The sequence below is a fragment of the uncultured Rhodospira sp. genome (assembly GCF_937138205.1).
Classification (GTDB): domain Bacteria; phylum Pseudomonadota; class Alphaproteobacteria; order Rhodospirillales; family Rhodospirillaceae; genus Rhodospira.
The window spans coordinates 1-21,948 of record NZ_CAKZOT010000048.1; the positions used below are offsets into that span (position 1 = coordinate 1).

Genomic DNA, 21,948 nt, shown 5'->3' on the forward strand with positions numbered 1-21,948 from the left:
CAGCAGCCTCTTCCTCGGCGGCCGGAGCGGCCTCCTCGGCAGCAGCCTCTTCCTCAGCGGCCGGAGCGGCCTCCTCGGCAGCGGCTTCTTCCTCGGCGGCCGGAGCGGCCTCTTCCTCGGCGGCGGGGGCAACAGACTCGCCCTCCGGCGCCGCGGCTTCACCAGCAGACGTGTCCTCGGCAGCAGCCTCTTCCTCGGCGGCCGGAGCGGCCTCCTCGGCAGCGGCTTCTTCCTCGGCGGCGGCCTCTTCCTCCGCAGCGGCGATCGCGTCCATGTGGTACGCGGCCGTGCGCAGGTCGGCGTCCGCGGTCGGGCCCTGCTGCAGCGACGGATACGCACTGATCACGTCCGCGCCCAACAGGGGCTTGGTGGCCGCGTAGTGGCAGGTCGCGCACTGAGCCTTCGGCGCATCGCCCAGGATGCCCAGCTTGTCTTCCGGGTATTCCGGTCCCAGCGGGATCAGGAAGTGCTCGTTGATGTCCTGGTTCATCCGGATCCCGTACCACGCCGTGATACGAGCCGGCAGCGACTGGTTCCACTGCTCAAACGCACGCGAGTTGTGGCAGTAGGTGCAGTTCGTGCCCAGGGCCTCGGAAATGAACATCATCAGACCGAAGGTCCGCTCGGCCGCGTTGATGTCCGGCTCCACCTGCTTGACCGTCGGCAGCGCGGTGGTCGGGGTCATACGGATGTCGCCGATCCCATCATCCATTTCCGTCAGGAACAGGGTGAAGGTTTCGTACGGCAGCGCCGCGTAGGCGTTGTCACGACGCGGCAGGTTCTGGCCGCGACGGTTGCCGGCGTTCATGGCCGCGTGGGTCACCGGGCGCGGATCCGTATAGAACAGCTCCGTCGGGACCGGGTTGCCACGGTGACAGGTGTAGCAGGTAACACCGGACGGAGCGACGTGATCGCCCCAGGTGGCGTTGATGTGCTGCACCATCTGGATCATGCGGCGCGAGACGATCTTCGTGTAGACGTTTTCGTCCACATAGTCGACCGCGTCGCCGTCACCGACGTGGCAGTACGCGCACCCTTCAGCCGGCGAGACCCATTCGGTGATCAAGGTCATCAGGCGATCGAAGTTGGCCTGCGTCATGTGCCCAAGGGCGGGCACGTTCTCGTAGACCTCGGACGCCAGCGGCCCTTCGCCTTCCATCGGCGGCCACAGTTCCGGGGCCACGTTGGCCGCGTTGCGATCGGCGACGATCTTGACGTTCTGAATGTCGCCGAGCTGCTGGCCACGGTACCCGAGCTGGTTCACGTAGTACCGAGGCGCATAGGTGTACAGGAGCAGTCCGAGAGGGACCGTGATGAGTGCCGCCCAGATCGTCAGCCCGAACCAGCGGCTTCGTCCTTTGGGAAGATAGGCCATTATTGCGTCCCCCCGCTCACCAGAGCCGGGTCAGACCCGGGCGGAAGAATGTCGGGAATGAACGGAACGATGCCGTGCTTCTCACCCCACAGGAACCAGTTGTCCACGGCGGTTCCCGTCAGGATGATCCCGATCGAGCCGCTCAACGGCGTCAGGATGGCGAACCACCAGCCCCAACGGTGAATGGATTCCATCGTGGCGTTGAAGCCGATGGTCCACCGCCAGAACAACGCCGCACGCTCGGCCGCCGTACCACGGTCGGTGATCTGCTCCACCTCGCGGTCGCCGCCGTAGCGGGACACCGACAGGATGGTCGCGCCGTGCATGGCGAACAGCAGCGCCGAACCGTACAGGAAGGCGATCGTCAGCATGTGGAACGGGCAGTAGTACAGGTTGCCGTAGCGGATCGAGAACGCGGCGGTCCAGTCCAGGTGCGGGAAGATCCCGAACGGCGGTGCCTCGCTCCAGGCTCCCATCAGGGCCGGACGAATCAGGCCCAGGGCCAGGTACAGCCAGATGGCGGCGGTCCAGGCCCACGCCACGTGCGTGCCGAGGCCGAGGGCCTTGGCGCGGGTGTACGTGCGCCACCACCACAGACCCAACGACAGGGTCAGGAAGAAGCCGGCGGTGATCCACCAGCCGCCCTCGTTCAAGGGCGGAATGCTCAGCCCGTATTCCGGAGCCGGCGGCTCCAGGCCAAGCCAGAAGAACTTCTGGAAGAAGATCCAGACGTTCCAGTCCACGCTCGCCAGCATGTTCAGGCCGATGATCTCGACGGCGATGAACCCGCTAAACAGCGAGGCGAGCCCGAAAAAGCCCAGGTAAATGGGACCGATCTGCGCGTCGCCGATCCAGCCCAGAACACGCGAGAAGATCGGTGTGCCGACGCGCTGGGACATCCCCTCCGCGAGCGGCACGCCCAGGTGGGCTGGTGCCCTGACCTGAACCCGCGTGAAGATACTTTGATATTCAGCCATCGTGTTGACCCCCTCACGACACAGCAGGTGCGATCCAGATCCACATCTTCGGCCACCACATCCACCATTCCGGCCAGCCGCGGGTCCACAACGGACCGGCAATGAGAATGTGCACGCAGCTCGTCAGCACCGCGGTCAGGGCCAGGAACAGGCCAAGACGGTGGATGCCCAGGGGACCGATCGAGTAGCCGATGAAATCCCGGAAGAACGTGTTCTCATGCTCGGGCAGCTTGACCTTCTCGCCCTTGCCAGGGTTGGCCGCGGACAGGATCAGGCCGCCGTGCAGCGCCAGGGCGAAGCACGTCACGAAGAAGAACGAGATGCCGGCCATGTGTCCGGGGTTGTAGTGCCAGTGCAGATACTGGTAACCGACGTTCGACACCCAATCCAGGTGGCCGAGAATGCCATAGGGGAACCCATGGCCCCACGCGCCCATCAGCAGCGGGCGGATGAACACCAGGCAGAGGTAGGCGAAAATCGCGACACTGAAGGCGATCGGCACTTGATAGCCGATACCCAGCTTGTTGCAGATCTCGACCTCGCGCAGCGCCCAGGAGATGAACGCACCGGTCGCGCACAGCGAGATGACCTGCCACAGGCCGCCCTCCATGTAGGGCGCCACGCCCAGACCCACGCTCAGGTCCGGCGGTTCGATGTTAAGATTCCACAGGGTGGTCGCGGGGCTTTGAATAGCTCCCGTGAACATAAGCGCGATGCCGAGTGCGGCGAAGACGAACGCGGTGATACCGAAGAAGCCGACGTAGAACGGCCCCACCCAGTAATCAAACAAGCTCCCGCCAATCAGCGTCCCGCCCCGGACACGATACTTACGCTCGAAATCCAGCATGGCCATTGTTTGGGACCCTCCGGCCAGAAGGCGGCAGCCAGCCGCCTCCTCAACAAGGATCAGTAGCGGCGGGTTCCGGGCCTCGCTCCGGAGACCCAACCGCTACCAACGAGACACGGTCTTAGAGACCGCGATCTCCGTCAGCCCTAGGAGATCATCGAGGTGTAAGGCAGCACCATCGCGACCATATCCTGCGGGCCTTCCCACCAGTTCAGACGGTCCGTGCTGAGCAGCATGAAGTGCAGCAGCAGGCCGAGCAGAGCCTGGAAAACGACGATCGCAACCAGGGTACGGGCGGGGTCAAGCAGCATCCAGAGCTTATGCATAATTCTAACTCCTCGTTACACAGTATCGTAGCACGCCCGTCTTACACGGTGGCGTTGCACAGGGCGTCCGTCAGCCACGGGCACCACATCCACACCAGGACGTGCGCGATCACGACCAGGCCGAACCAGTAGCCCATGCCCTGCACAAACAGGTTGTGGAACTCACGGGATTCGTCTTCGGTCAGACCGGTGTTGTTCGCTGCGCTCTCAGCCATATCCATAACCTCCTAGTAGTTGGCCACAGTTGGCCAGTTCCGGGCCGCGTCCGGCCGGCACCTCTTGCCGGACCGGGGCGCACCCCAGGGTGACCGGTCCACCCGCACCACGTATTCGGGTGAACCCTCCCCGCCCCCAAGACGGCCGTCCACACGGCGCGCCACGGAACGGTGGAGCGGGTACGGAAGGGGCGACCTGGATCGACGTGGCGATCGTCATGTCAGTTGCCCCTCCGCGAAGGCGGCGAGCGTGTCCGCTACACGCGCCCTCGTCACGATATCCTCCCCGGCGCGACGGGCCTCACGCTCGGCGATGTCGCGCAGCCGCTTGGCCGCCGAAATCCGCACCAGCATGGGCCGGGCCTCGACGCTGGTATCCAGCAGCGCCTTGGCCTCGTCGTCCCAGGGCAGTTCCCGATGCAGGCGCGACGGCGTCGCGTCCACCGCATCCAGGTCGGTGCCCAGGGGGAGGATGTTGAAGACCGCGTCGAACAGACTGTTGCAGACCTCCTGCACGATGTACGTGGCGCCGGCGTAGCCCATGAAGGGCGTGCCGGTGTGCCGCCGCACGATCGCGCCGGGGAACGACGCGGGAATGTATTGCGCCCGGCCGCCAATCTCGGCCAGGTAGGTGCGCTCGTTGTGGCTGCCGAACAGGATCAGCGGCGTCTTTTCCTGCACCGCCTTGCGGATGGCCGCGTTGTCCGGCTTTTCGCCCGCCCGCCGCGCGAAGGAGAACGTGCACGGCAGGCCCATCTCGTCTTCCAGGAACCCGCGCACGCCCTTGGCATACGTCTCGGTGGCCGAGATGCCAAAGCTGGCGGTGCCAAAAAAGTCCTGGGTCACCGAGCGCCACAGGTCCCAGACCGGCCGAATGGTGGTCTGCTTCTCGCGCTCGATGAACGGCTCGGGGTCCAGGCCCAGCACCTCGCCCAGCGCCCGCAGGAAGCGGGTGGTCGAGTGCAGCCCGAACGGCGCCCGCAGCCAGGGCATGTCCAGCGCCTCGCACAGCGACTGCCCCACCTCGCGGTACAGGCAGATGCTGGCGTCGGCGTCCACCAGGCGGCCGACGTTTTCCAGCGGCACGCCGACGGGGAAGGTCAGGTTGACCTCGGCGCCGATGCCGCGCACCAGCCGCTCGATCTCCGCCACGTCCGACCAGGAATTGAACATGCCGTACATGGCGCCGATGATGTTGACGCGCGGTTTGTCGCCGGGCTGGCGCGGCGTCGGCGCCGGCCGCTGCCCCTTGACCAGGCCGTATTCCTTCCACAGCCACACCAGCGCCCGGTCGGCGCATTCCCACTGGTCCTCGTCGATGGTGCGCGGCAGGAAGCGACGGATGTTGCTGCCCTCCGGCGTCACCCCGCCGCCGATCATCTCGGCGATCGAGCCGGTCACGACGACCGCCGGCTTGTCGGGGTCCAGCGCGTTGCGGGCGCGCACCATGGCGGCCTCGGTGCCGAACTGGCCCAGCTCTTCCTCGCCCAGGCCGGTCACCACGACCGGAAGCTCGAACGGCGGCAGGCCGTCGGTGTAGTGCAGCACCGCCGTCACCGGCAGGTTCTCGCAGCCCACGGGGCCGTCGATGATCACCTGCAGGCCGCGCACCGCCGTCAGGACGTGGATCGCTCCCCAGTAGCCGCCCGCGCGATCGTGGTCGAGAACGAGCATCAGCCGGCCCTCCCCACGTCGATGCTGCGGCCACCGCCCACGGTCGAGAAGAACGCGTGCATGGTGCGGAACCGCTCGCGGTTGGCGGCGGCGGCGTTGATCACCTGCGCCAGCGACCCGGCGCCGGCCGGACCCATCATCGGCCGCGCCGAGATCAGGTTGGTGAAGTACAGCGCCGGGATGGCCTTCTGCTTGGCGTACTGGACCACCGGACCGATGGCCACGTCGGGCGAGAAGGCGTCGACCGCCTGCTTGTCTTTTTCCAGCGAGGCGCGGAATTCCACATGGGCGCCGCGCGCCCGCAGCCACGCCTCGTCATCGGCCGACCAGGGCGTGCGCGGAGTGGCCGTGCCGACGTAGGGCACGTCAGCCCCGGCCTCGATCAGCACGCGCGCGACCAGGAGTTCGGAGCCCTCGTAGCCGGAGACGATCACCCGGTGCGGGATCGACGTGCGTTCCAGCGCCGCCTTCACCGCCGGCAGCACCCGCGCCTTGGCGGCATCGATCTTGTCGGTCGCGACGTTGCAGGCCTGGCCGACGGATTCCAGCCAAGCCGCCGTGCCCTCGACACCCACCGGCGCCGACCCGACCACCGGACGTCCGGCCGTCTGGATCTCGTGCACGCACCGCGTATAGAACGGGTGGATGGCGGCGGCGGCGGCACAGTCCAGCGCCGCGTACAGCTCGCGCCATTCGCGCGTCGGCACCACCGGCCCGATCGCCAGCCCCATGGGCTCAAGCATCTGGCCGATGCCGACGGGATCGGCCGGGAACATCTCGCCCAGCAGCGTCACCGTGGGCTTTTCGATCGGTCCGCCGCGCGGCGCCATGACCGGCCCCTGCTCGGCCTCGGCCCGGGCGTAGGCCAGCATCGCCCCGGCCAGCACGTCCTTCGCCTCGGCATGGGTGGTGACGCCGAAGCCGGGCACGTCAATGCCGATGATGCGCACGCCGTTGATCTCTCGCGGCAGCAGCCGCAGCGGCACGCCGGAGGCCGACGGCACGCACAGGTTCGTGACGACGATGGCGTCGTACTTCTCGGGATCGGCGAGGCCCTGCACGGCCTCCTTGATGTCCTCGAACAGCGCGCCAGTGACCAGCGTTTCGGACGAGAACGGAACGTAGCCGATGGAGCGGCGGGCGCCGTAGAAATGGGCCGTGAAGCTGAGGCCATAGACACAGCAGGCGGAGCCACTCAGGACCGTCGCCGTGCGGCGCATCCGCAGGCCGACCCGCAACGAGCCAAAGGCCGGGCACATGGTCTGCGGGCGATCGTGCGGCCCTTGCGGCAGGGCACGCGCCGCGCGCGCCAGGGCTTCGGTGTTTTCGCCCGCCGGATCGGCGCCCGCCTCGGGATGACCATGACAGCCCGCCACGCCGGCGCGCGGGGCGCCGGTGTCCGCCGACGTCACGTCGGCCGCGTCATAGACCGCCTCGGCGGTCTCGGCGGCGCGATCGTCGTCGCGTGTGGCAGTGTAATCGGTCATCGGAGCGGACTCTGGCCTTTCGGTTTCCACGGGACTTACACGGTGTCGTACACAACCTCGAGCGACTTGCGCTCAATCACCTTGCCGCCGCGCATGTCGGCCGGCGTCGCGGGCTCCAGGACCACATCGCGGCCCACGTCCTCGCTCTTGAACAGGTTCAACAGCGCATCCTGCGACAGGGCCACGGGCTGAACCGGGGCCGACGCGGCCACGTTGTCGGCCAGGGTCTGGAACAGCGGTCCCCACGGGCTGTCGGGATGCCCGACGATCTGGTAGTTGGCGCTCTTGCGGCGGATATCCTCGTCCGCCGGGATGGACGCCAGCACCGGAATGCCCGCCGCCTCGGCGAACGCGGTCGCCTCGCCGGTGCCGTCGTCCTTGTTGACGACCATCCCGGCCACGCCGACCGATCCGCCCAGCTTGCGGAAGTACTGCACCGCCGAACACACATTGTTGGCCACGTACAGGGACTGCAGGTCGTTCGACCCCACGACGATGACCTTCTGACACATATCACGGGCGATGGGCAAGCCGAACCCGCCACACACGACGTCCCCCAGAAAATCTAGGAGTACAAAATCGAAGTCCCACTCATGGAACCCGAGCGTGTCCAGCATTTCAAAACCGTGGATGATCCCCCGGCCGCCGCAACCGCGCCCCACCTCGGGGCCGCCCAGTTCCATGGCATAGACGCCGTCGCGCTTGAAGCAAACGTCACCGATGGTCAGGTCCTCGCCGGCCTGTTTCTTGCGGGACGAGGTGTCGATGATGGTCGGGCAGTTGCGGCCACCGAACAGCAGCGACGTGGTGTCGCTCTTCGGGTCGCAGCCGATCAGCAGCACCCGGCGGCCCTGGCTGGCCATCATGTAGGACAGGTTGGCGAGCGTGAAGCTCTTGCCGATGCCGCCCTTGCCGTACACGGCGATGATCTGCGGCCGCTGCATCCCCTCGGGGCCGATCTCGGCCTCGGCGCGCGGGCCGAGCCCCCGCGCCACTTCCGGCATGGTCCGCCCTGTCGTCCGGGTTTCGTGGTTGGCGGTCATGCGCGGGCTCTCCAATCCAGAATCATTTTCAAGCACGACGGATCCTCAAAGGCGGTGCGGTAGGCCGCCTCGGCCTGCTCCACCGTCGCCCGGTGGGTGATCAGGTCGTCCAGCGACAAACGGTCCTCGCCGATCAGGTCCGTCACCGCCGCCAGGTCCTCCGGCCGCCACTCGGCGGCCACCCGCAGCCGCGCCTCGCGCAGGAAGGCGGCCACGAAATCGAAACGCAACGAGCCCTCGTAGAACCCGGCCAGGACGATCTCGCCGCCCCGGGCCAGCCGGGCCATCAACATATCCAGAATCGCGGCGTCGCCGCTGACGTCGCAGATGCAGGCGTAATCGCGCCGCTCGTCGGCCGACGGATCGACCACCGCGTAGCCCATGGCGCCCGACGTCCGCGCCGGATTCGTTTCCCACACCACCGGTGCCGCGCCCCCCATGGCGACCACCAGACGGGCCACCAAGCGACCCAGAACCCCATGCCCGACCACCAGATCGGGCAGCGTCGCCCCGCCGGCCAGCGCGTGCCGCGCCGTCGCGGCCAGGGCCAGCAGCACGGCGCGCTCGCCCAGATCATCCGGCACCGGCAGCACCCGCGCCCCCGGCACCACGATGCGCGAGGCGGCCCCGCCAAACAGGCCGCGCACCTCGCCGTAGCACTTGGCGCCCGGCACGAACACCCGCTCACCCACGGTCCGCCCCGACTCCGCGCCGGCCGCCGTCACACGACCCACCGACTCGTAACCCGGCACCAGGGGGTAGCCCATGCCCGGGAACGGTGGCATCCGCCCGGTCCACAGCAGACGCTCCGTCCCGGTGCTGATGCCGCTCCACTCGATCTCGACCACGACGTCCGCCTCTTCGGGCGGTTCGAGGTCAAGCCGGGTCAGCGACAGGCGCTCCGGTTGTTGGATAACGATGGCGTCGGTGTGCATGGACCCTCGCGGCGACTGCCCCACGATCGTATCGTTCGAAGCCGTATGTGAGGACTGTCAGTCTAGCTTGACTGGGGTAGATGTCAATCCCGACTTACAAGCCCCTAACCGAAAAGTCATAACGCCCGCGTCACGAGCTAGGCGTTTCGTCGGACCCGCCCGGCGCCCGCGCGACCAACAGCCGCGTCAACAGCGGCTGACGGGTGCGCGGCATCGCAACGTCGCGGAACCCAACCTTTTCAACCATATAACGAAGCGCCTCCGGCGTGCGCGGCCGGCCGCTGCCCATCGCCAGCAGGTAGAAGCCGAAGTAGGCGCCGCCGAGCGGCTCCGCTCCCCGAGTCCCCGCCATCTGCTCGGCGATCACCAGGCGGCCGCCGGGCACCAGGGCCTGACGCGCGGCCCGCAGGACCTCGGTGGCCACCTCGTCGTTGTGGTCGTGGATGACCCGCACCAGCGAGACCACGTCGACTCCGGTGGGCAGGTCGCCCCCTCTGAAGTCGCCGCCCACCGCCTGCACGCGGTCGGCCAGCCCCTCAGCCCGCAAACGCTCGCGCGCCCGCTCGGCCACCGCCGGCAGATCGAACACCGTGACCTTCGCCTGCGGCGCCTTGCGCGCCACGGCGGCGCCGAACACGCCCTCGCCGCCGCCCAGGTCCATCCAGTGCTTGACGCCCGTGGGCGGGAAGGCGGCCAGGATATCGTCGGCGATCATCTCCTGCGAGGTCGACATCAACTCGGAGTACTCGGCCACCGCGTCCCCGGACTCGGCCGCCGCGTCCTCGGAGCGCGCGTACGCCCAGTAGCGCGACAGGTTGGTCTGGCCGGCATGACCGCGCAGCAGCGCCACCGGATCCTCCAGATCCTTGTAGAACATGGCGTGGTGCTCGATCAGGGCCGCCAGCCCCGGCGTGCCCAGCAGGGCGGCGCCCAGTTCACCCAGGCCGAAGCGATCGTTCGAGCGCGGCGCGGTCAACTCCAGCACCGTGGTCGCATCCAGCAGGCGCCGCGTGGCGTCCTCGCTCAGGGCCAGCCGGTTGGCCAGCGCCGGCACCGAGATCGGTCCCTCGGCCAGGGTCTCGCACAGCTTCAGCCGCACGGTCGCCAGCAGCACCTGGGAATAGACGAACCCCGAAACGACATCGAACAGATCGCGCGCCCGCTTGCGCGCCCGCAGACGCACCAGCGGCGTTTCCGCCGCCCAGCGCTGGAACTTCGGGTCGGACACCTTGCGGTCGCGGAACGCCAGGAAGCGGTCGAGGAGACCGCGCGGCTTGCGGTCATCGGTCTGGTTGGTGGCCGTGGGCTCGGAGGAGACGGCGGCGGAGGCGGAGGTATCCATCGGTCAAGCGGCCTCCCGCGCCAGCGAGGCCGGAATGAACCGGCCCGTTTCCTCCAGGATCAGCGTTCGCAGGGCCTCGCGGCCCGGGCACTCCGGAATGGAGTCGACGGCCTCGGTCACCAGACCCTTCAACCGGGCAATGGCCCCGGGAACCCCAAGCTGGGCCACCGCGTTAGGTCTTCCGAGAGCGGCGTCCTGTCCCACCGGCTTGCCGAGGATCTCGGGATCGGCAGCCACATCGCGCAGATCGTCGGCCACCTGGTAGGCCTCGCCCAGCCGCGCGCCCAGGGTGCGCCACGCCGGCGTGCCGTGCCCGGCGGCGGTGGCGCCGGCCTCGGTGGCGGCGGCGAACAGCACACCTGTCTTGGCGCGCTGGTATTCCGCCAGGTCGACGTCGGGCTCGCTCTCCCAGGCCTGGCCGGCGCACAGGCCGGTCGGGGCGCCGATGGCGGCGGCGACGATGTCCACCAGCCGGGCCATGCGGTCCGGCGCCTCTGCGGCGCCGCGCGCCAGGGTCTGGAAGGCCAGCACGATCAGCGCGTCGCCGGTCAGAACCGCCAGCGGCTCGCTGAACGCCCGGTGAACCGTCGGCTTGCCGCGCCGCAAATCGGCGTCGTCGAAACAGGGGAGATCGTCGTGGACCAGGGACGCGCAGTGCAGCACCTCGATGGCCGCGAGGGCGGCATCGGTCACCGCCGGCCGGTCGTCGCCGCAGGCCAGGGCCACGGCCAGGGCCAGGCGCGGACGGATGCGCTGACCGCCGCCGAACACGGCGTGACGCATGGCCGCCGCCAGACGCGGCGGCCCCGCCGGCGTGGCAATGCCGGCGCACGCCCCTTCAAGCGCCGCCTCGATCCGTTGCCCTGACTCCATGATCCGTCTCCCCACGCATTCCGTATGGATCATCAAAGACCCGCCCCGAGTGGGACGGCGCCACGGATGGCGCGCATCCCCCAGCCCCCTTCCGGCGACGGGTGTCAACTCTGATGGTCACTCCGTGTGTCATGCAGAGTGGACATGTGGGTCCCGTGAGTCAACGGCCATGTGTCATCGGACCGCAACCCGAACCCCCGCGACCGATGGCGCCCGAGTCTTTTCGAATCGCACCACACAACCGGACACACCCGCCAATCGGCCCGAACACAAACGACACAGAAACAGAACAAGAGGGAGCCCAGGACAATGCCTCGCAACGGACATGCTGAACAGAAAGTTGTCGTCATCGGCGCCGGCATGGGAGGCCTGGCGTCGGCCCTGGAACTGGCCGCCAACGGCTTCGCCGTCGAGGTGGTCGAGCGCCATCCCGGCCCCGGCGGCAAGATGCGCCAGGTCGCGGCCGGCGACGCCCAGGTGGACGGCGGCCCCACCATCCTGACCATGCGCTGGGTGTTCGAGGACCTGTTGCGGGCCGCCGGCGCCAGCCTGAATGACCACATCACCCTGACACCGCTTGAGGTGCTGGGCCGCAACGCCTGGGACTATGGCGACCGGTCGCGGCACCTGGACGTCTTCGCCGACCCGAAACGCGCCGAGGAGGCGATCGGCGACTTCGCCGGCGCCGCCGACGCCAAGGGCTTCCGTGACCTGCTGGCCGAGTCCGAACGCACCTTCCGCACCCTCGACGCCTCGTTCATGCGCGGATCACGGCCCAGCGTGCCGCGCCTGATCGGCCGCGCCGGGCCGTCCATCCTGCGCGCGAAGCCGTTCGCCACGCTGTGGTCCGAGCTGGGCAAGTACTTCCAGGACCCGCGCCTGCGGCAGCTGTTCGGGCGCTATTCGGTGTACTGCGGCTCGTCGCCCTTCAACGCCACGGCCGTTCTGATGCTGATGGTCTACGTCGAGCAGTCCGGCGTCTGGAGCGTCGACGGCGGAATGCACGCCCTGGCCCGGGCGCTGACCGACCTGGCCGAGTCCCGGGGCGCCGTCTTCCACTACGGCCAGGGCGTGGCGAAGATCGAAACGGCCGGCGGCCGCGCCTCCGGCGTCGTGCTGGACGACGGCCGGCGCATCGCCGCCGATGCCGTGGTGTTCAATGGCGACGTCAACGCCCTGCCCGCCGGGATGCTGGGGCCGGAGGTCACCGGCGCCGTGCCATCCGTGCCACAGCGCGCCCGTTCGCTGTCGCTGCTGGCCACCACCATGACGGCGCGGACCGAGGGCTTTCCCCTGTCGCGGCACACGGTGTTCTTCGGCTCCGACTATGAGGGCGAGTTCCGCGACATCTTCGAGCGGAATCGCTTGCCGGCGGAGCCCACGACTTATATTTGTGCCCAGGATCGCATGGACGGCACCGACCAGGATGCCGCCCCGTCCGGGGCCGAGCGCCTGCTGATGCTGATCAATGCGCCCCCGATCGGCGACTCGCCGTCGCCGTCCCTCGACCGCGCGGAGATCGACGCATGTCTGCACCGAAGTTCTGCCCTGCTGGAGCGCTGTGGCCTGCGGGTCCATCCGGACCCGGACAGTGTCACGATCACCGGACCCCGGGAGTTCGAGCGCCTGTTCCCGGCGACCGGTGGGGCGCTGTACGGGCGGGCGTCGCACGGCTGGCAAGCGTCGTTCACCCGTCCGGGGGCGCGGACCAAGGTGCCGGGCCTGTACGTGGCGGGGGGCAGCGCGCATCCGGGACCGGGGGTGCCCATGGCCACGTTGTCGGGCCGGCAGGCCGCTTCGAGCATCCTGACGGACCTTCGCTCGACCAGCCGATCGACCCGGGTGGCTATGGCTGGTGGTATGTCGACGGCCTGAGCTCCGACGGGCGCCACGCCCTGACCCTGATCGCCATGCTGGGCAGCGTGTTTTCGCCCTACTACGCGTGGTCGGGGCGCGGCGACCCGATGAACCACTGTGTGCTGAACGTCTGCCTGTACGGCCCCGGCGGCCGCTGGGCCATGACCGAGCGCGGCAAGGGCGCGGTGGCGCGCGAGCCGCGCCGGCTGGTCATCGGCCCCAGCCGGGTGGAATGGGACGGCGAGACCCTGACCTTCCACATCAAGGAGCGCTGCGCCCCCCTGCCCTTCCCGGTCGAGGGCACGGTGCGTCTGCGCCCGCGCAAGGTGACGACCCAGGCGTTCTCGCTCGACCCGTTGGAGCGGCACCGCTGGTGGCCCATCGCGCCCCATTCCGACATCACGGTCGAGATGAAACAGCCGCACCTGTCGTGGTCGGGCGAGGGCTACTGGGATTCCAACTGGGGCACCGAGTCGCTGGAGGCCGGCTTCCAGGGCTGGTGGTGGACCCGCGCGCCGCTGGCCGACGGCGGCGCCGCCATCCTGTACGATACGACGCCGCGCCACGGCGGCGAGGGTGCCCGCATCGCCCTGCGTTTCCCGCCCGGGGGCGAGGCCGAGCCGTTCGACCCACCGCCGGAGGCATCGCTGCCGCCGACGCGCGTCTGGCGCATCGGCCGCGCCACCCGCGCCGACGCCGGCCACACCCCGACCGTCGCCCGCACGGTGGAGGACACGCCGTTCTACGCCCGCTCGATCCTCGACACCCACGTTCTGGGCGAGCCGGTCCGCGCCATGCACGAGAACCTCGACATGGACCGGTTCTGCATGAACATCGTCAAGGCGATGCTGCCGTTCCGGATGCCGCGCATCCCGTGGGGCGGGCCGGGGGCGAAATAGGGGAGCCGCCCACCCCTACCACACCGCCTCGAACACACACGCCTCGGCGCCCATGGCCTGACAGGCGGTCTCGCGCACGGTGGTCTTGCGCGCCACCAGGACGCGGAACAGGCGTTCGAACACGGCGGCGTAGTAGGCGCAGACCGGCGCGGACGCCCCCGACACCGCCGCCTGGATCGGGCCATCGGCGATGATCAGCCGGGTCGGCTTGCCGGGCTCCCCATGGAACCGACCGCCGCCGGCGAAGGTCCACGAATGCTGGCCCATGGCCTGGATCAGCATCCGCGCCGCCGGCACCGGCGGCATCAGCTTCAGCACGGCCTGCGCCGGCTTGGGAATCCGGTGGGCCAGCAGGTAGTCCGCCGTGGCCACGCCCGCGTCGTGGCAGACGGCGTCCAGCGCCGCCGCGTCCAGTCGCGCCCGCAGCACCCGGTGCAGCGCCGTCACGTCGTCGGCGGGGACCATGGACTCGGGCGGGGTCGCCCAGTGGTGAGCCAAGCCCGCCGCCTCGAACAGCGCCGCCGTCTCGTCCCGACCGCGATGCGCGGCCAGGGCGTCGGCCATGCGGGTGATGCTGTTGGGGCCAATGCGGGCGCCGTCGGCGCCGTCGGCCTCCTCGGCCCCCTCCGGGTGCTCGCTCATGGCAGCGCGTCCGAGGCCACGGCGGCCATCACGGCGCCGCCGTCAAACGCCTGCCGCAGCCGCACGCCGTCCAGGGCATGGCCGACCGCCACCACGCGCGCCGGCCCCTCCGGCGTCGTGCAGGGGGTGACGCTGGCCTGGCCGTCGGCGACGGCGAATTCGACCCACGCCCCGTTGGCGCGGGCCGTGCCCCGCAGCCGCTCGACGGCACCGAAGCGGCCGCCGGCGATGGCCTCCAACACGTCGCGCAGGTCCTCCGGGTCGAGGCCGGCGTCCGTTGCCGGGTCCGCCGGGCGCAGGTCGAGCACCAGCGTCTCGGCCGCACCATCACCGGGCGCAAGCCCCGACGCCACGGCCTCGGGTGCCGCGCCGTGATAGTGATGATGGTGATAGTGGTGATGGTGGTGCATCGACGCCCCACCCCCGCCAGACCCCGCACCGCCGGCCGCGGCCGGACTCGGGGCCAGGGCCGGGGCGAGACCCGAGGGCACCGGCCGCGCCGCGTCGGTGCCGTCGTCGTTGGCGGCATCGCTGAGGGCCGGCGCCACCGCGCCCTCCGCCACACCATGCACGGCGGGCACGATCCGCGCCGACGGATTCAGCGTGCGCAAGGTGTTGGTCACCGTGGCCAGTTCCACCGGGCTCACAAGGTCGGCCTTGTTGACGATGAACAGGGGCACCGGCGTTCCGGCCGGCGTCACCTCGGCCTGGCCGCGCGCCTGCACCTGCGCCTTCAGGAACTCCGGCAGGCGCGCGTAATCACCCATGAAGGCGCTGGCGTCGATCACCACGGTCAGGTGCACCGCCTTCAGCGACGGCCGGATATCGGCCCGGTTCAGCACCCGCACCAACAAGCCAAGATCGGCCAGGCCGTTCGGCTCGATGAAGATGTGATCCGGCATCCGGGCGGCGATGACCTCCTTGACCTGGTGGGCCAGATCGTCGCGCAGATCGAGGCACACGGCCCCGCCGGGCAGGTCCAATTGATCGCCCTCGGGCGTGGCGTGCACCTGCCCGTCCGGCGAGACGGCCGCGCAGTCGTTGACCAGGGCCACACTGCCGGCCGGGTTGCGCGCGTGCTCCAGGCGGTGGCGCAACACCGTCGTCTTGCCGGCGCCCAGGAAGCCGGCGATGATCTCCACCTCGGTCACGGCCGGGTGCGGCGTGCGCGAGCGCAGGCTCCAATTCCACATGGCCATCGCCGGCAGCGGCAGCACCAGGAACCAGTGTTCCAGGATCGCCAGCGCCATGATCGCGGCGACAAAGGTCAGGCCGACGGCCTCGATCTCCGACGTCGCCGGGTCGAGGATGGCCATGACCATCAGCACCAGCGCCACGGTGGACACCGTGACCGACACCGGGAACAGCAGGTTGATGGACTTGGAGTTGTTCAGGAAGCTTTTGAGGAACTCCATGTGGTCGGGCAGGAATTCCTCGCTGACGTTGCGCACGCCCAGGAACACGTTCAGCCGCGCGCTTTCGTGCATCCACCACAGCACGAGGTAGGTCCACAGCGCCACCTGGTTGGGCTGGCCCCAGGTCAGGGCGACCACCACCACCAACGTCACGATGATCGAGATCTCGTGGTACAGGCTGGCGCCGAGCGCGTGGCCGAAATGGCGCCACCCCCGGCAGCCCGGCTCGCACGCCTGTTTGCGCGGCCCGGTGACGAAGCCGAGGTAGAACGTGATGTCCTGGTAGGACCACACCAGCAGGCCGTAGGTGAACGCGGCATAGGCGCCGGAGACGGTGTGGTCGGCGGCGCTGGTCCACAGGCCGTACAGGCAGGCGACGAACGCCACCGTGCAGACCAACATGCTCCACTTGAAGGTGCGCGCCGGCAGGCCGTCGATGTAGAGAATAAGCCCCGTAAGCAACCACCAGATGCCGATGGCATGGAGTACGGGGAGGATGTAGGTGGCCAACGAACCTGCCTCCATTGTGGTCCGCGCGCCGACCCCGGCCCAGGGTGGCGGCCGGGGTTGGGATTGCGGCCGGCCCCGCGCCCGCGTCGCCCGGTGGCGGACGCCGGCGACGCCGATGTCGATGCTGCGGTCAGCTTCCGGGCGGCGGGCCCCACGAGAGCGGCGGCTCGGCGGCGCCGATCCGTTCGGCCGCTGCGGCCGGGTCCTCCCCCTCCCGCACGGCATCGGCGAGGGACAAAAGTTCCTTCAGCCCGTGCATGTTCTGGCTTCCGTAGGATTCCAACGCCACCCGTTCGCCCGTGACCAGGTCGCGCAGCGTGATGTGGCGATCGTCCCATTGCGTCAGGCTGTACAGGGGCTCGGCGTCGGTCAGGCCGGCGACGACCCGCTGGCGGTCGAGGCCGACCATCATGCTCTGCAGGAAGCGGCCGACCCGCCCGGTCAAATGCCCGATGGAGCGGTCCTCGGGGGCCAGGCGCACGTCCAGGTGCAGCTCGGTCGTCGGCACCAGGTAGAATTCCTGGGTCTGCATGTACGTCATGCTGGCGTAGGGGTCCTCTTCCTTCAGCCAGAAGACATACACGGCGGCCAAAACGACGCTGAGGAAGGCGGTTCCGAACGCCGCGACCAGCAGCGGCGCGGGCGGCGACAGAGCCTTGTTGCGCGCGCGCAGGATCTCCTCCCGCCGCCGGGCCAGCTCCTGCGGCGACAGGTCCTCGTCGTCCTCGGTGGGACTCTCGTCCCGGTGGGTTCGGGGGTCGCGATCGACACCACCGCTCATTCTCGTCACTCCTTTAGCAGGATCATCGCCGCGGCGGCGGCGCGGGCCAACCGGTCCCGGCGGGCCGGCGGCCGCTTGTCGGCGGCCGGCCACGCACGCACTCGGGACCGCTGGCGATTCCGAACTCTGTGGCGCGAACGGCTTGCCCCCGCGACCGAAGCCCGGCCGGGCGGCCCACCGTCTGCACCGGCCCCCACGCGCTACCCGCTGGCGGGGGCGACGGGAACCCTTTCTTTGTCCCCTCGGACAGACACACGCAAGGCCTCGTCGTCCATCCGGCCCGCCTCGGCGGCCCCCATATCGCGGGTCGCGTGCGCGGACAAGGCCTTGGCCAGGATCTCGGCCGCGGCCCGGGCATCGGGAACGCAACGGAGCATGGGTTGTGTGCGCAGCCAGCGCCACGGCCGCACATGCGGCCACAGAACCAGCCAAGCCACGCCATGCCCGGGCATCAGGTCCAGGTTCACGTTACCGGTCCCGTTCCTGAACACCTTCAGGGTGGCCGAGCGGATCACCTGGAACGGGAAGTTCACGGTCATCTGCAAGGCCAGACCATAGCGGATCACGACGCGTTCGCTGGTGATGGTGTAGACCGTGGTGCGGTCGATCCAAAATGCCAGCAACGCCAACGTGATCAACAGCCCCGCGCCAATGCCCAGGAGGCTGAAGACGGAGATCAGCACACCGCCGACTCCGTAGCCATCCTCCACGGCATTGACCCCGCTCCAGATCGACAGAATGCCGAAGTAGAGGGCGATCAGGGGCCACTGGAACATACGTCTGGCGAGGGCTCGCCACGAAGGCGAGCCCTGCCAGAGGATCCTTTCACCGTCCGGCGGCCTTTCGGGCAGCCCTGGGATCGGCTCGACGGCGAAATCATCATGCACGATACGGACCCCCGGTGCTTACGACTGGGCGAAGAAGAACCCGCCGCCATAGAACGCGCAGATCTTGTCTTCTTCCAGCTTGGTCACCTGGTTGGGCTTGGCCGTCGCCGGAACCTGGGCGATCTGATCGGCACGCAACGCATCCACCTTCACATAGCCCTCACGGCGCCAGATGTCGGCGAAGTTGATCGGCAGCAGCACGGTCTTCGCCTTCGGGGGCGCGGCGGGCGCACCCTCGGCCGAAGCCTTCGGCGCCGGCTTGGCACCGCCGGACAGTTCGACCTCGAGGTAACGGACCATGATTTCCGGAACGTCGACCCAGATGTCGGACACCGTGCCGGCGAACTTGCCGTCGTTGCCCATGACCTTCAGGCCGCGCGGATCCGGGCTGTTCTTTTCCATGAAGAACTCCTTCTGCGTGCGCATCGGCACGATCTTCGGGGTGTTCTCCATGGACAGCTCGGGCTTGTCCTCACGCTGCGAGTACGCCGACGGACCGACGCAATCAGCCAGCGGGTTGGCGCCGGTCGGGACGAACGGCGAGCCACTCCACGGGTGGGCGCGGCGGGCCTTCACCGGGCGCGTGTCGCGCTTGTAGTCCGGCTTCATGACCGTGCCGCCATGATACAGGTTGAACGTCTTCGGCTTCGGAATCCAGAACCAGCCGGTCTTCTCGATGCGGCCGTTGGTGTCGTATTCGAGCGGGTAGCCCTCACGACGATCCTCACGGCGCAGATAGAAGACAAGGCCGAAGAAGAACAGCCAGAACGTCCACAGGGCGACCTGTGCGACGTCCATATAGGCAGTCAAAGCACCAATCGGCAATTCCATAGCGGATCCTCCACGAGCAAGAGCCCTATCCGGGGATATCGGACAACCCGAGCCGCCGGCCCGGACGTGCCTCGACATCCCGTGTCGAGCGAACGAGCGGGCCAAGGATCACCAACGTGACGATCAGCAGCCCGATCTCAATGTAATACACGAATTCGTATCCGACGCTGAGGCCCTGCGCCTGCAGGAACTCGCCGAGCACGCCCTGCTCGGCCAACGCGGACACACCATCCCGGATCGCCCCGCCCAGGGCGACAGCGACACCGGTTGCCGTGGCCTGAACGGCGCCCCACGCACCCAGAGCCAAACCGCCATGCTCAGAGTCAGCCGAATCCATGGCGGCCGTCAGGGTCCCGACGACGAACAGACCTCCCCCCATGCCGATGAAGAACGCACCCACCCGGAATACGGTGGCCGACTCCAACGGCGCGGCGAAGATGACGCAGGCAAAGGCGAACACACCGATGATCACACCGATGGCCGCCAGCCTGTACGGACCTGTGCCGCGCGACAGCCAGCGCGCGGCCAGGGCGAACCCGGCCAGGGTTCCCCCCGCCCACAGGGCACTCAGCAGCGTGGTCGCAGAGACCGAGAGCCCCAGGATCTGGGCGCCGTAGGGTTCCAGCAGGATGTCCTGCATGGTGAAGCCCAGGGTGCCGAACCCGACCACCACCAGCAGGCGGGTATACCGCCCACCGCCAGCGAACGCCTGCCAGGACTCGCGGAACGAGGGGCGTTCACGGGACGGATCGGTCAGCGCCTTGTTGCGGACTTCCTGTTTCCACAGCGCAATCACGTTGATGACGACGGTCAACACCGCCGAGGCCTGCAACACGCGGATCAGCAGCACGTTGCTGAAGTCCTGCAAGACCAGACTGTAAACACCAGCCGCCGCGACCATGCCCAACAGCAGCGTGACGTACAGCAACGCCACCACGCGCGGTCGCGACTCTTCCGGCGCCAGGTCGTTGGCCAGCGCCAGGCCGGCCGTCTGCGTCGTGTGCAGGCCGGCGCCGGTCATGAAGAAGGTGACGGCGCACAGGAACACGGCGCCTTCCTCGATGTCGCGGCCCAGCACCATCAGCGCCAGCGGCATCACCGACAGGCCGCCGAACTGCAACAGCGAGCCGAGCCAGATGTACGGCACGCGCCGCCAGCCCAGGAACGAACGGTGGGTGTCCGACTTGTGGCCGATCAGCGCGCGGAATGGCGCGAACAGAACCGGCAACGCCACCATCACGGCCACCAGCGAGGCCGGCATGGTCAGCTCGACGATCATCACCCGGTTCAGCGTGCCCATGAGCAGCACGGTCGCCATGCCCACACTCACCTGGAACAGCGACAGCCGCAGCAGCCGCCCGAGCGGCAGTTCGGGTGTCGCCGCGTCGGCGAACGGCAGGAACCGGGTGCCGGTCCGCATCAACAGTCGAATGGCGGGGGAGACTCGCTTGCTCATGACCGAACCAACTCCTGAGCCTGCGAGATATAGAACCCGTTCGTCACCCGCTCGGTGCGGCCGGCGCGCCAGCCGGACAGGCCGGGCTCCGCCTTCACGTGGCGGTGCAGAACGCGCGGCGCCACCGGCTCGATCGCCGGCGCGCGGTCGCCGCGCGGGAACAGACGCCCGACGACGTGCATGGTGGACAGAAGGGCCGTGCGCGGCGCGTAGGTGAACACCACGGACTCCCGCGTGCGCGCCGCCAAAGTCGACAGCGCCCCGACGATATCGGCGCGACGATAATGAATGAACGAGTCCATGGCCACAACATGATCGACCATGCCTATCGGCGGGTCAAGCATATCACCAACGTAGAACTCCACGCTGCCCGGCCCCAGGTCGGCCGGCAGCCGTTCCCGTGCCAGATCCACCAGGGTCGGCGACAGGTCGATGGCGATCACCCGGGCGCCGCGCCGGGCCAGTTCCAGCGAGGCGGCGCCGGGGCCGCAGCCGGCGTCCAGCACCGTGTGCCCGCTCAGGTCGGCCGGCAGCCAGCCGAGCAGGGTCGCCCGCATGGTGTCGCGGCCGGCGCGCACCGTCGCCCGGATGCGCCCGACCGGCGCGTCGGACGTCAACCGCTCCCAGGCGGCGGCGGCGGTGCGGTCGAAGTAGGTCTCGACCTCGCCGCGGCGTTGTTCGTATGTCGCGCCCGGCATCAGTCGTACCCCAACAGATCAAACAACTCGCGGTCCTTCAGGGACTGCGCATCCAGCGCGTCGACCCCGGCATACAGAGTCGCCGCCAATTGAAGGTATTCCTGCTGCACCCGCTCCACCTCGGGCGAGGCCTCCATCTCGAACAGGGTGCACTTCTTCAGCCGGCTGCGCCGCAGGTCGTCCAGTTCCGGCACATGCGCCAGCGTCTTCATGCCGGTGCGGGCGTTGAACTTGTCGATCTGCTCGGTATCGCGGCTGCGGTTGGCGATGCAGCCGCCCACCCGAACGGCGTAGTTCTTCGTCTTTGCCCGGATGGCGGCAATGATCCGGTTCATGGCGAAGATGGAGTCGAAGTCGTTGGCGGTGACGATCACCGCCCGCTCGGCATGTTGCAGCGGCGCGGCGAACCCACCGCACACCACGTCGCCGAGCACGTCGAAAACCACCACGTCGGTATCGTCGAGCAGATGGTGTTCCTTGAGCAGCTTGACCGTCTGCCCCACCACATAGCCGCCGCAGCCGGTGCCGGCGGGCGGGCCGCCGGCCTCGACGCACAGCACGCCGTTGGTGCCCTCGAAAACGAAGTCCTCGGGCCGCAGCTCCTCGGTGTGGAAGTTCACCTCCTCCAGCACGTCGATGACGGTGGGGATCAGACTCTTGGTCAGCGTGAAGGTCGAGTCGTGCTTCGGATCGCAACCGATCTGCAACACCCGCTTGCCCAGCTTGGAGAAGGCCACCGAAAGGTTCGACGACGTCGTGCTCTTACCGATGCCGCCCTTGCCATAGACAGCGAAGACCTTCGCCCCCTCGATGTGCAGGGACGGGTCCATGTGAACCTGGGTGCTGCCTTCTCCGTCAAGGCCCCCAGATTTGTCCGG

Annotated in this window: 21 protein-coding genes; 2 read left to right on the plus strand and 19 right to left on the minus strand. The window is 68.7% G+C overall.

Going from position 1 to position 21,948, the window contains the following annotated elements; all coding sequences use genetic code 11:
• The 11 genes from pufC to Q0309_RS06260 all read right to left on the minus strand — a co-directional run.
• Positions 1 to 1,375 (minus strand): photosynthetic reaction center cytochrome PufC (gene pufC / locus Q0309_RS06210; RefSeq protein ID WP_299438581.1); only part of this gene is annotated, 1,375 nt, incomplete at its 3' end.
• Positions 1,375 to 2,352 (minus strand): photosynthetic reaction center subunit M, encoded by a 978-nt coding sequence (gene pufM / locus Q0309_RS06215; protein WP_299438583.1) that lies wholly within the window; start codon positions 2,350 to 2,352, stop codon positions 1,375 to 1,377. The genes pufC and pufM, both read right to left, overlap by 1 nt.
• A gap of 13 nt (positions 2,353 to 2,365) precedes the next feature.
• Positions 2,366 to 3,205, minus strand: a complete 840-nt coding sequence (pufL, locus tag Q0309_RS06220; protein ID WP_299438585.1) for a photosynthetic reaction center subunit L — start codon at positions 3,203 to 3,205, stop codon at positions 2,366 to 2,368.
• 140 nt (positions 3,206 to 3,345) lie between these two features.
• Entirely contained in the window at positions 3,346 to 3,525 is a 180-nt protein-coding gene (gene pufA, locus Q0309_RS06225) for a light-harvesting antenna LH1, alpha subunit (RefSeq protein ID WP_299438587.1), read from the minus strand.
• A gap of 41 nt (positions 3,526 to 3,566) precedes the next feature.
• Positions 3,567 to 3,740 carry a light-harvesting antenna LH1, beta subunit gene (pufB, locus tag Q0309_RS06230; protein WP_299438589.1) on the minus strand — a complete coding sequence of 58 codons (174 nt, stop codon included), beginning with the start codon at positions 3,738 to 3,740 and terminating at the stop codon, positions 3,567 to 3,569.
• 216 nt (positions 3,741 to 3,956) lie between these two features.
• Positions 3,957 to 5,414, minus strand: a complete 1,458-nt coding sequence (bchZ, locus tag Q0309_RS06235) for a chlorophyllide a reductase subunit Z (protein WP_299438591.1) — start codon at positions 5,412 to 5,414, stop codon at positions 3,957 to 3,959.
• Entirely contained in the window at positions 5,414 to 6,901 is a 1,488-nt protein-coding gene (gene bchY / locus Q0309_RS06240; protein ID WP_299438593.1) for a chlorophyllide a reductase subunit Y, read from the minus strand. Before bchY ends, bchZ begins: the two co-directional genes overlap by 1 nt.
• A 35-nt stretch (positions 6,902 to 6,936) precedes the next feature.
• On the minus strand, positions 6,937 to 7,845 hold the full coding sequence (locus Q0309_RS06245) for a chlorophyllide a reductase iron protein subunit X (RefSeq protein WP_299438646.1): 909 nt from the start codon (positions 7,843 to 7,845) through the stop codon (positions 6,937 to 6,939).
• A gap of 95 nt (positions 7,846 to 7,940) precedes the next feature.
• Complete coding sequence (gene bchC, locus Q0309_RS06250) at positions 7,941 to 8,879, minus strand: chlorophyll synthesis pathway protein BchC (RefSeq protein ID WP_299438595.1); 939 nt, start codon at positions 8,877 to 8,879, stop codon at positions 7,941 to 7,943.
• Between the two features lie 130 nt (positions 8,880 to 9,009).
• A complete protein-coding gene (locus Q0309_RS06255; protein ID WP_299438597.1) occupies positions 9,010 to 10,221 on the minus strand; it encodes a methyltransferase in 1,212 nt (403 codons plus the stop codon).
• Positions 10,222 to 10,224: 3 nt separating this feature from the next.
• On the minus strand, positions 10,225 to 11,094 hold the full coding sequence (locus Q0309_RS06260; protein ID WP_299438599.1) for a polyprenyl synthetase family protein: 870 nt from the start codon (positions 11,092 to 11,094) through the stop codon (positions 10,225 to 10,227).
• 309 nt (positions 11,095 to 11,403) lie between these two features.
• On the opposite strand from Q0309_RS06260, the gene crtD reads away from it, so the two are divergent.
• Complete coding sequence (gene crtD / locus Q0309_RS06265; protein ID WP_299438601.1) at positions 11,404 to 12,969, plus strand: 1-hydroxycarotenoid 3,4-desaturase CrtD; 1,566 nt, start codon at positions 11,404 to 11,406, stop codon at positions 12,967 to 12,969.
• Positions 12,970 to 13,004: 35 nt separating this feature from the next.
• A complete protein-coding gene (locus Q0309_RS06270; protein ID WP_299438603.1) occupies positions 13,005 to 13,850 on the plus strand; it encodes a carotenoid 1,2-hydratase in 846 nt (281 codons plus the stop codon).
• A gap of 15 nt (positions 13,851 to 13,865) precedes the next feature.
• On the opposite strand, the gene bchJ is transcribed toward Q0309_RS06270, so the two are convergent.
• The 8 genes from bchJ to bchL all read right to left on the minus strand — a co-directional run bounded on the left by bchJ (position 13,866) and on the right by bchL (position 21,900).
• On the minus strand, positions 13,866 to 14,492 hold the full coding sequence (gene bchJ, locus Q0309_RS06275) for a bacteriochlorophyll 4-vinyl reductase (protein WP_299438605.1): 627 nt from the start codon (positions 14,490 to 14,492) through the stop codon (positions 13,866 to 13,868).
• Positions 14,489 to 16,417: a putative photosynthetic complex assembly protein PuhE gene (gene puhE / locus Q0309_RS06280; RefSeq protein ID WP_299438607.1), complete on the minus strand. Its 1,929-nt coding sequence runs from the start codon at positions 16,415 to 16,417 to the stop codon at positions 14,489 to 14,491. The genes bchJ and puhE overlap by 4 nt, the downstream gene beginning before the upstream one ends.
• Positions 16,418 to 16,547: 130 nt before the next feature.
• Entirely contained in the window at positions 16,548 to 17,198 is a 651-nt protein-coding gene (puhC, locus tag Q0309_RS06285; protein ID WP_299438609.1) for a photosynthetic complex assembly protein PuhC, read from the minus strand.
• Positions 17,199 to 17,398: 200 nt separating this feature from the next.
• Positions 17,399 to 18,085 (minus strand): photosynthetic complex putative assembly protein PuhB, encoded by a 687-nt coding sequence (gene puhB, locus Q0309_RS06290; protein WP_299438611.1) that lies wholly within the window; start codon positions 18,083 to 18,085, stop codon positions 17,399 to 17,401.
• Between the two features lie 18 nt (positions 18,086 to 18,103).
• On the minus strand, positions 18,104 to 18,916 hold the full coding sequence (gene puhA, locus Q0309_RS06295) for a photosynthetic reaction center subunit H (protein ID WP_299438613.1): 813 nt from the start codon (positions 18,914 to 18,916) through the stop codon (positions 18,104 to 18,106).
• Between the two features lie 25 nt (positions 18,917 to 18,941).
• Positions 18,942 to 20,372, minus strand: coding sequence for a BCD family MFS transporter (locus tag Q0309_RS06300; RefSeq protein WP_299438615.1), 1,431 nt, complete (start codon positions 20,370 to 20,372; stop codon positions 18,942 to 18,944).
• Positions 20,369 to 21,070, minus strand: coding sequence for a magnesium protoporphyrin IX methyltransferase (gene bchM / locus Q0309_RS06305; RefSeq protein WP_299438618.1), 702 nt, complete (start codon positions 21,068 to 21,070; stop codon positions 20,369 to 20,371). The genes Q0309_RS06300 and bchM overlap by 4 nt, the downstream gene beginning before the upstream one ends.
• Complete coding sequence (gene bchL / locus Q0309_RS06310; protein ID WP_299438620.1) at positions 21,070 to 21,900, minus strand: ferredoxin:protochlorophyllide reductase (ATP-dependent) iron-sulfur ATP-binding protein; 831 nt, start codon at positions 21,898 to 21,900, stop codon at positions 21,070 to 21,072. Before bchL ends, bchM begins: the two co-directional genes overlap by 1 nt.
• Positions 21,901 to 21,948: the final 48 nt, after the last annotated feature.

Coding starts and splice junctions, on each gene's coding strand:
- crtD (WP_299438601.1), top strand. CDS start 11,404: ATGCCTCGCAACGGACATGCTGAACAGAAAGTTGTCGTCATCGGCGCC.
- puhA (WP_299438613.1), bottom strand. CDS start 18,916: ATGGAATTGCCGATTGGTGCTTTGACTGCCTATATGGACGTCGCACAG.
- Q0309_RS06260 (WP_299438599.1), bottom strand. CDS start 11,094: ATGGAGTCAGGGCAACGGATCGAGGCGGCGCTTGAAGGGGCGTGCGCC.
- pufB (WP_299438589.1), bottom strand. CDS start 3,740: ATGGCTGAGAGCGCAGCGAACAACACCGGTCTGACCGAAGACGAATCC.
- bchL (WP_299438620.1), bottom strand. CDS start 21,900: ATGGACCCGTCCCTGCACATCGAGGGGGCGAAGGTCTTCGCTGTCTAT.
- Q0309_RS06245 (WP_299438646.1), bottom strand. CDS start 7,845: ATGCAGCGGCCGCAGATCATCGCCGTGTACGGCAAGGGCGGCATCGGC.
- pufA (WP_299438587.1), bottom strand. CDS start 3,525: ATGCATAAGCTCTGGATGCTGCTTGACCCCGCCCGTACCCTGGTTGCG.
- bchM (WP_299438618.1), bottom strand. CDS start 21,070: ATGCCGGGCGCGACATACGAACAACGCCGCGGCGAGGTCGAGACCTAC.
- pufL (WP_299438585.1), bottom strand. CDS start 3,205: ATGGCCATGCTGGATTTCGAGCGTAAGTATCGTGTCCGGGGCGGGACG.
- puhC (WP_299438609.1), bottom strand. CDS start 17,198: ATGAGCGGTGGTGTCGATCGCGACCCCCGAACCCACCGGGACGAGAGT.
- bchY (WP_299438593.1), bottom strand. CDS start 6,901: ATGACCGATTACACTGCCACACGCGACGACGATCGCGCCGCCGAGACC.
- Q0309_RS06300 (WP_299438615.1), bottom strand. CDS start 20,372: ATGAGCAAGCGAGTCTCCCCCGCCATTCGACTGTTGATGCGGACCGGC.
- bchJ (WP_299438605.1), bottom strand. CDS start 14,492: ATGAGCGAGCACCCGGAGGGGGCCGAGGAGGCCGACGGCGCCGACGGC.
- bchZ (WP_299438591.1), bottom strand. CDS start 5,414: ATGCTCGTTCTCGACCACGATCGCGCGGGCGGCTACTGGGGAGCGATC.
- pufM (WP_299438583.1), bottom strand. CDS start 2,352: ATGGCTGAATATCAAAGTATCTTCACGCGGGTTCAGGTCAGGGCACCA.
- bchC (WP_299438595.1), bottom strand. CDS start 8,879: ATGCACACCGACGCCATCGTTATCCAACAACCGGAGCGCCTGTCGCTG.
- Q0309_RS06270 (WP_299438603.1), top strand. CDS start 13,005: ATGCTGGGCAGCGTGTTTTCGCCCTACTACGCGTGGTCGGGGCGCGGC.
- Q0309_RS06255 (WP_299438597.1), bottom strand. CDS start 10,221: ATGGATACCTCCGCCTCCGCCGCCGTCTCCTCCGAGCCCACGGCCACC.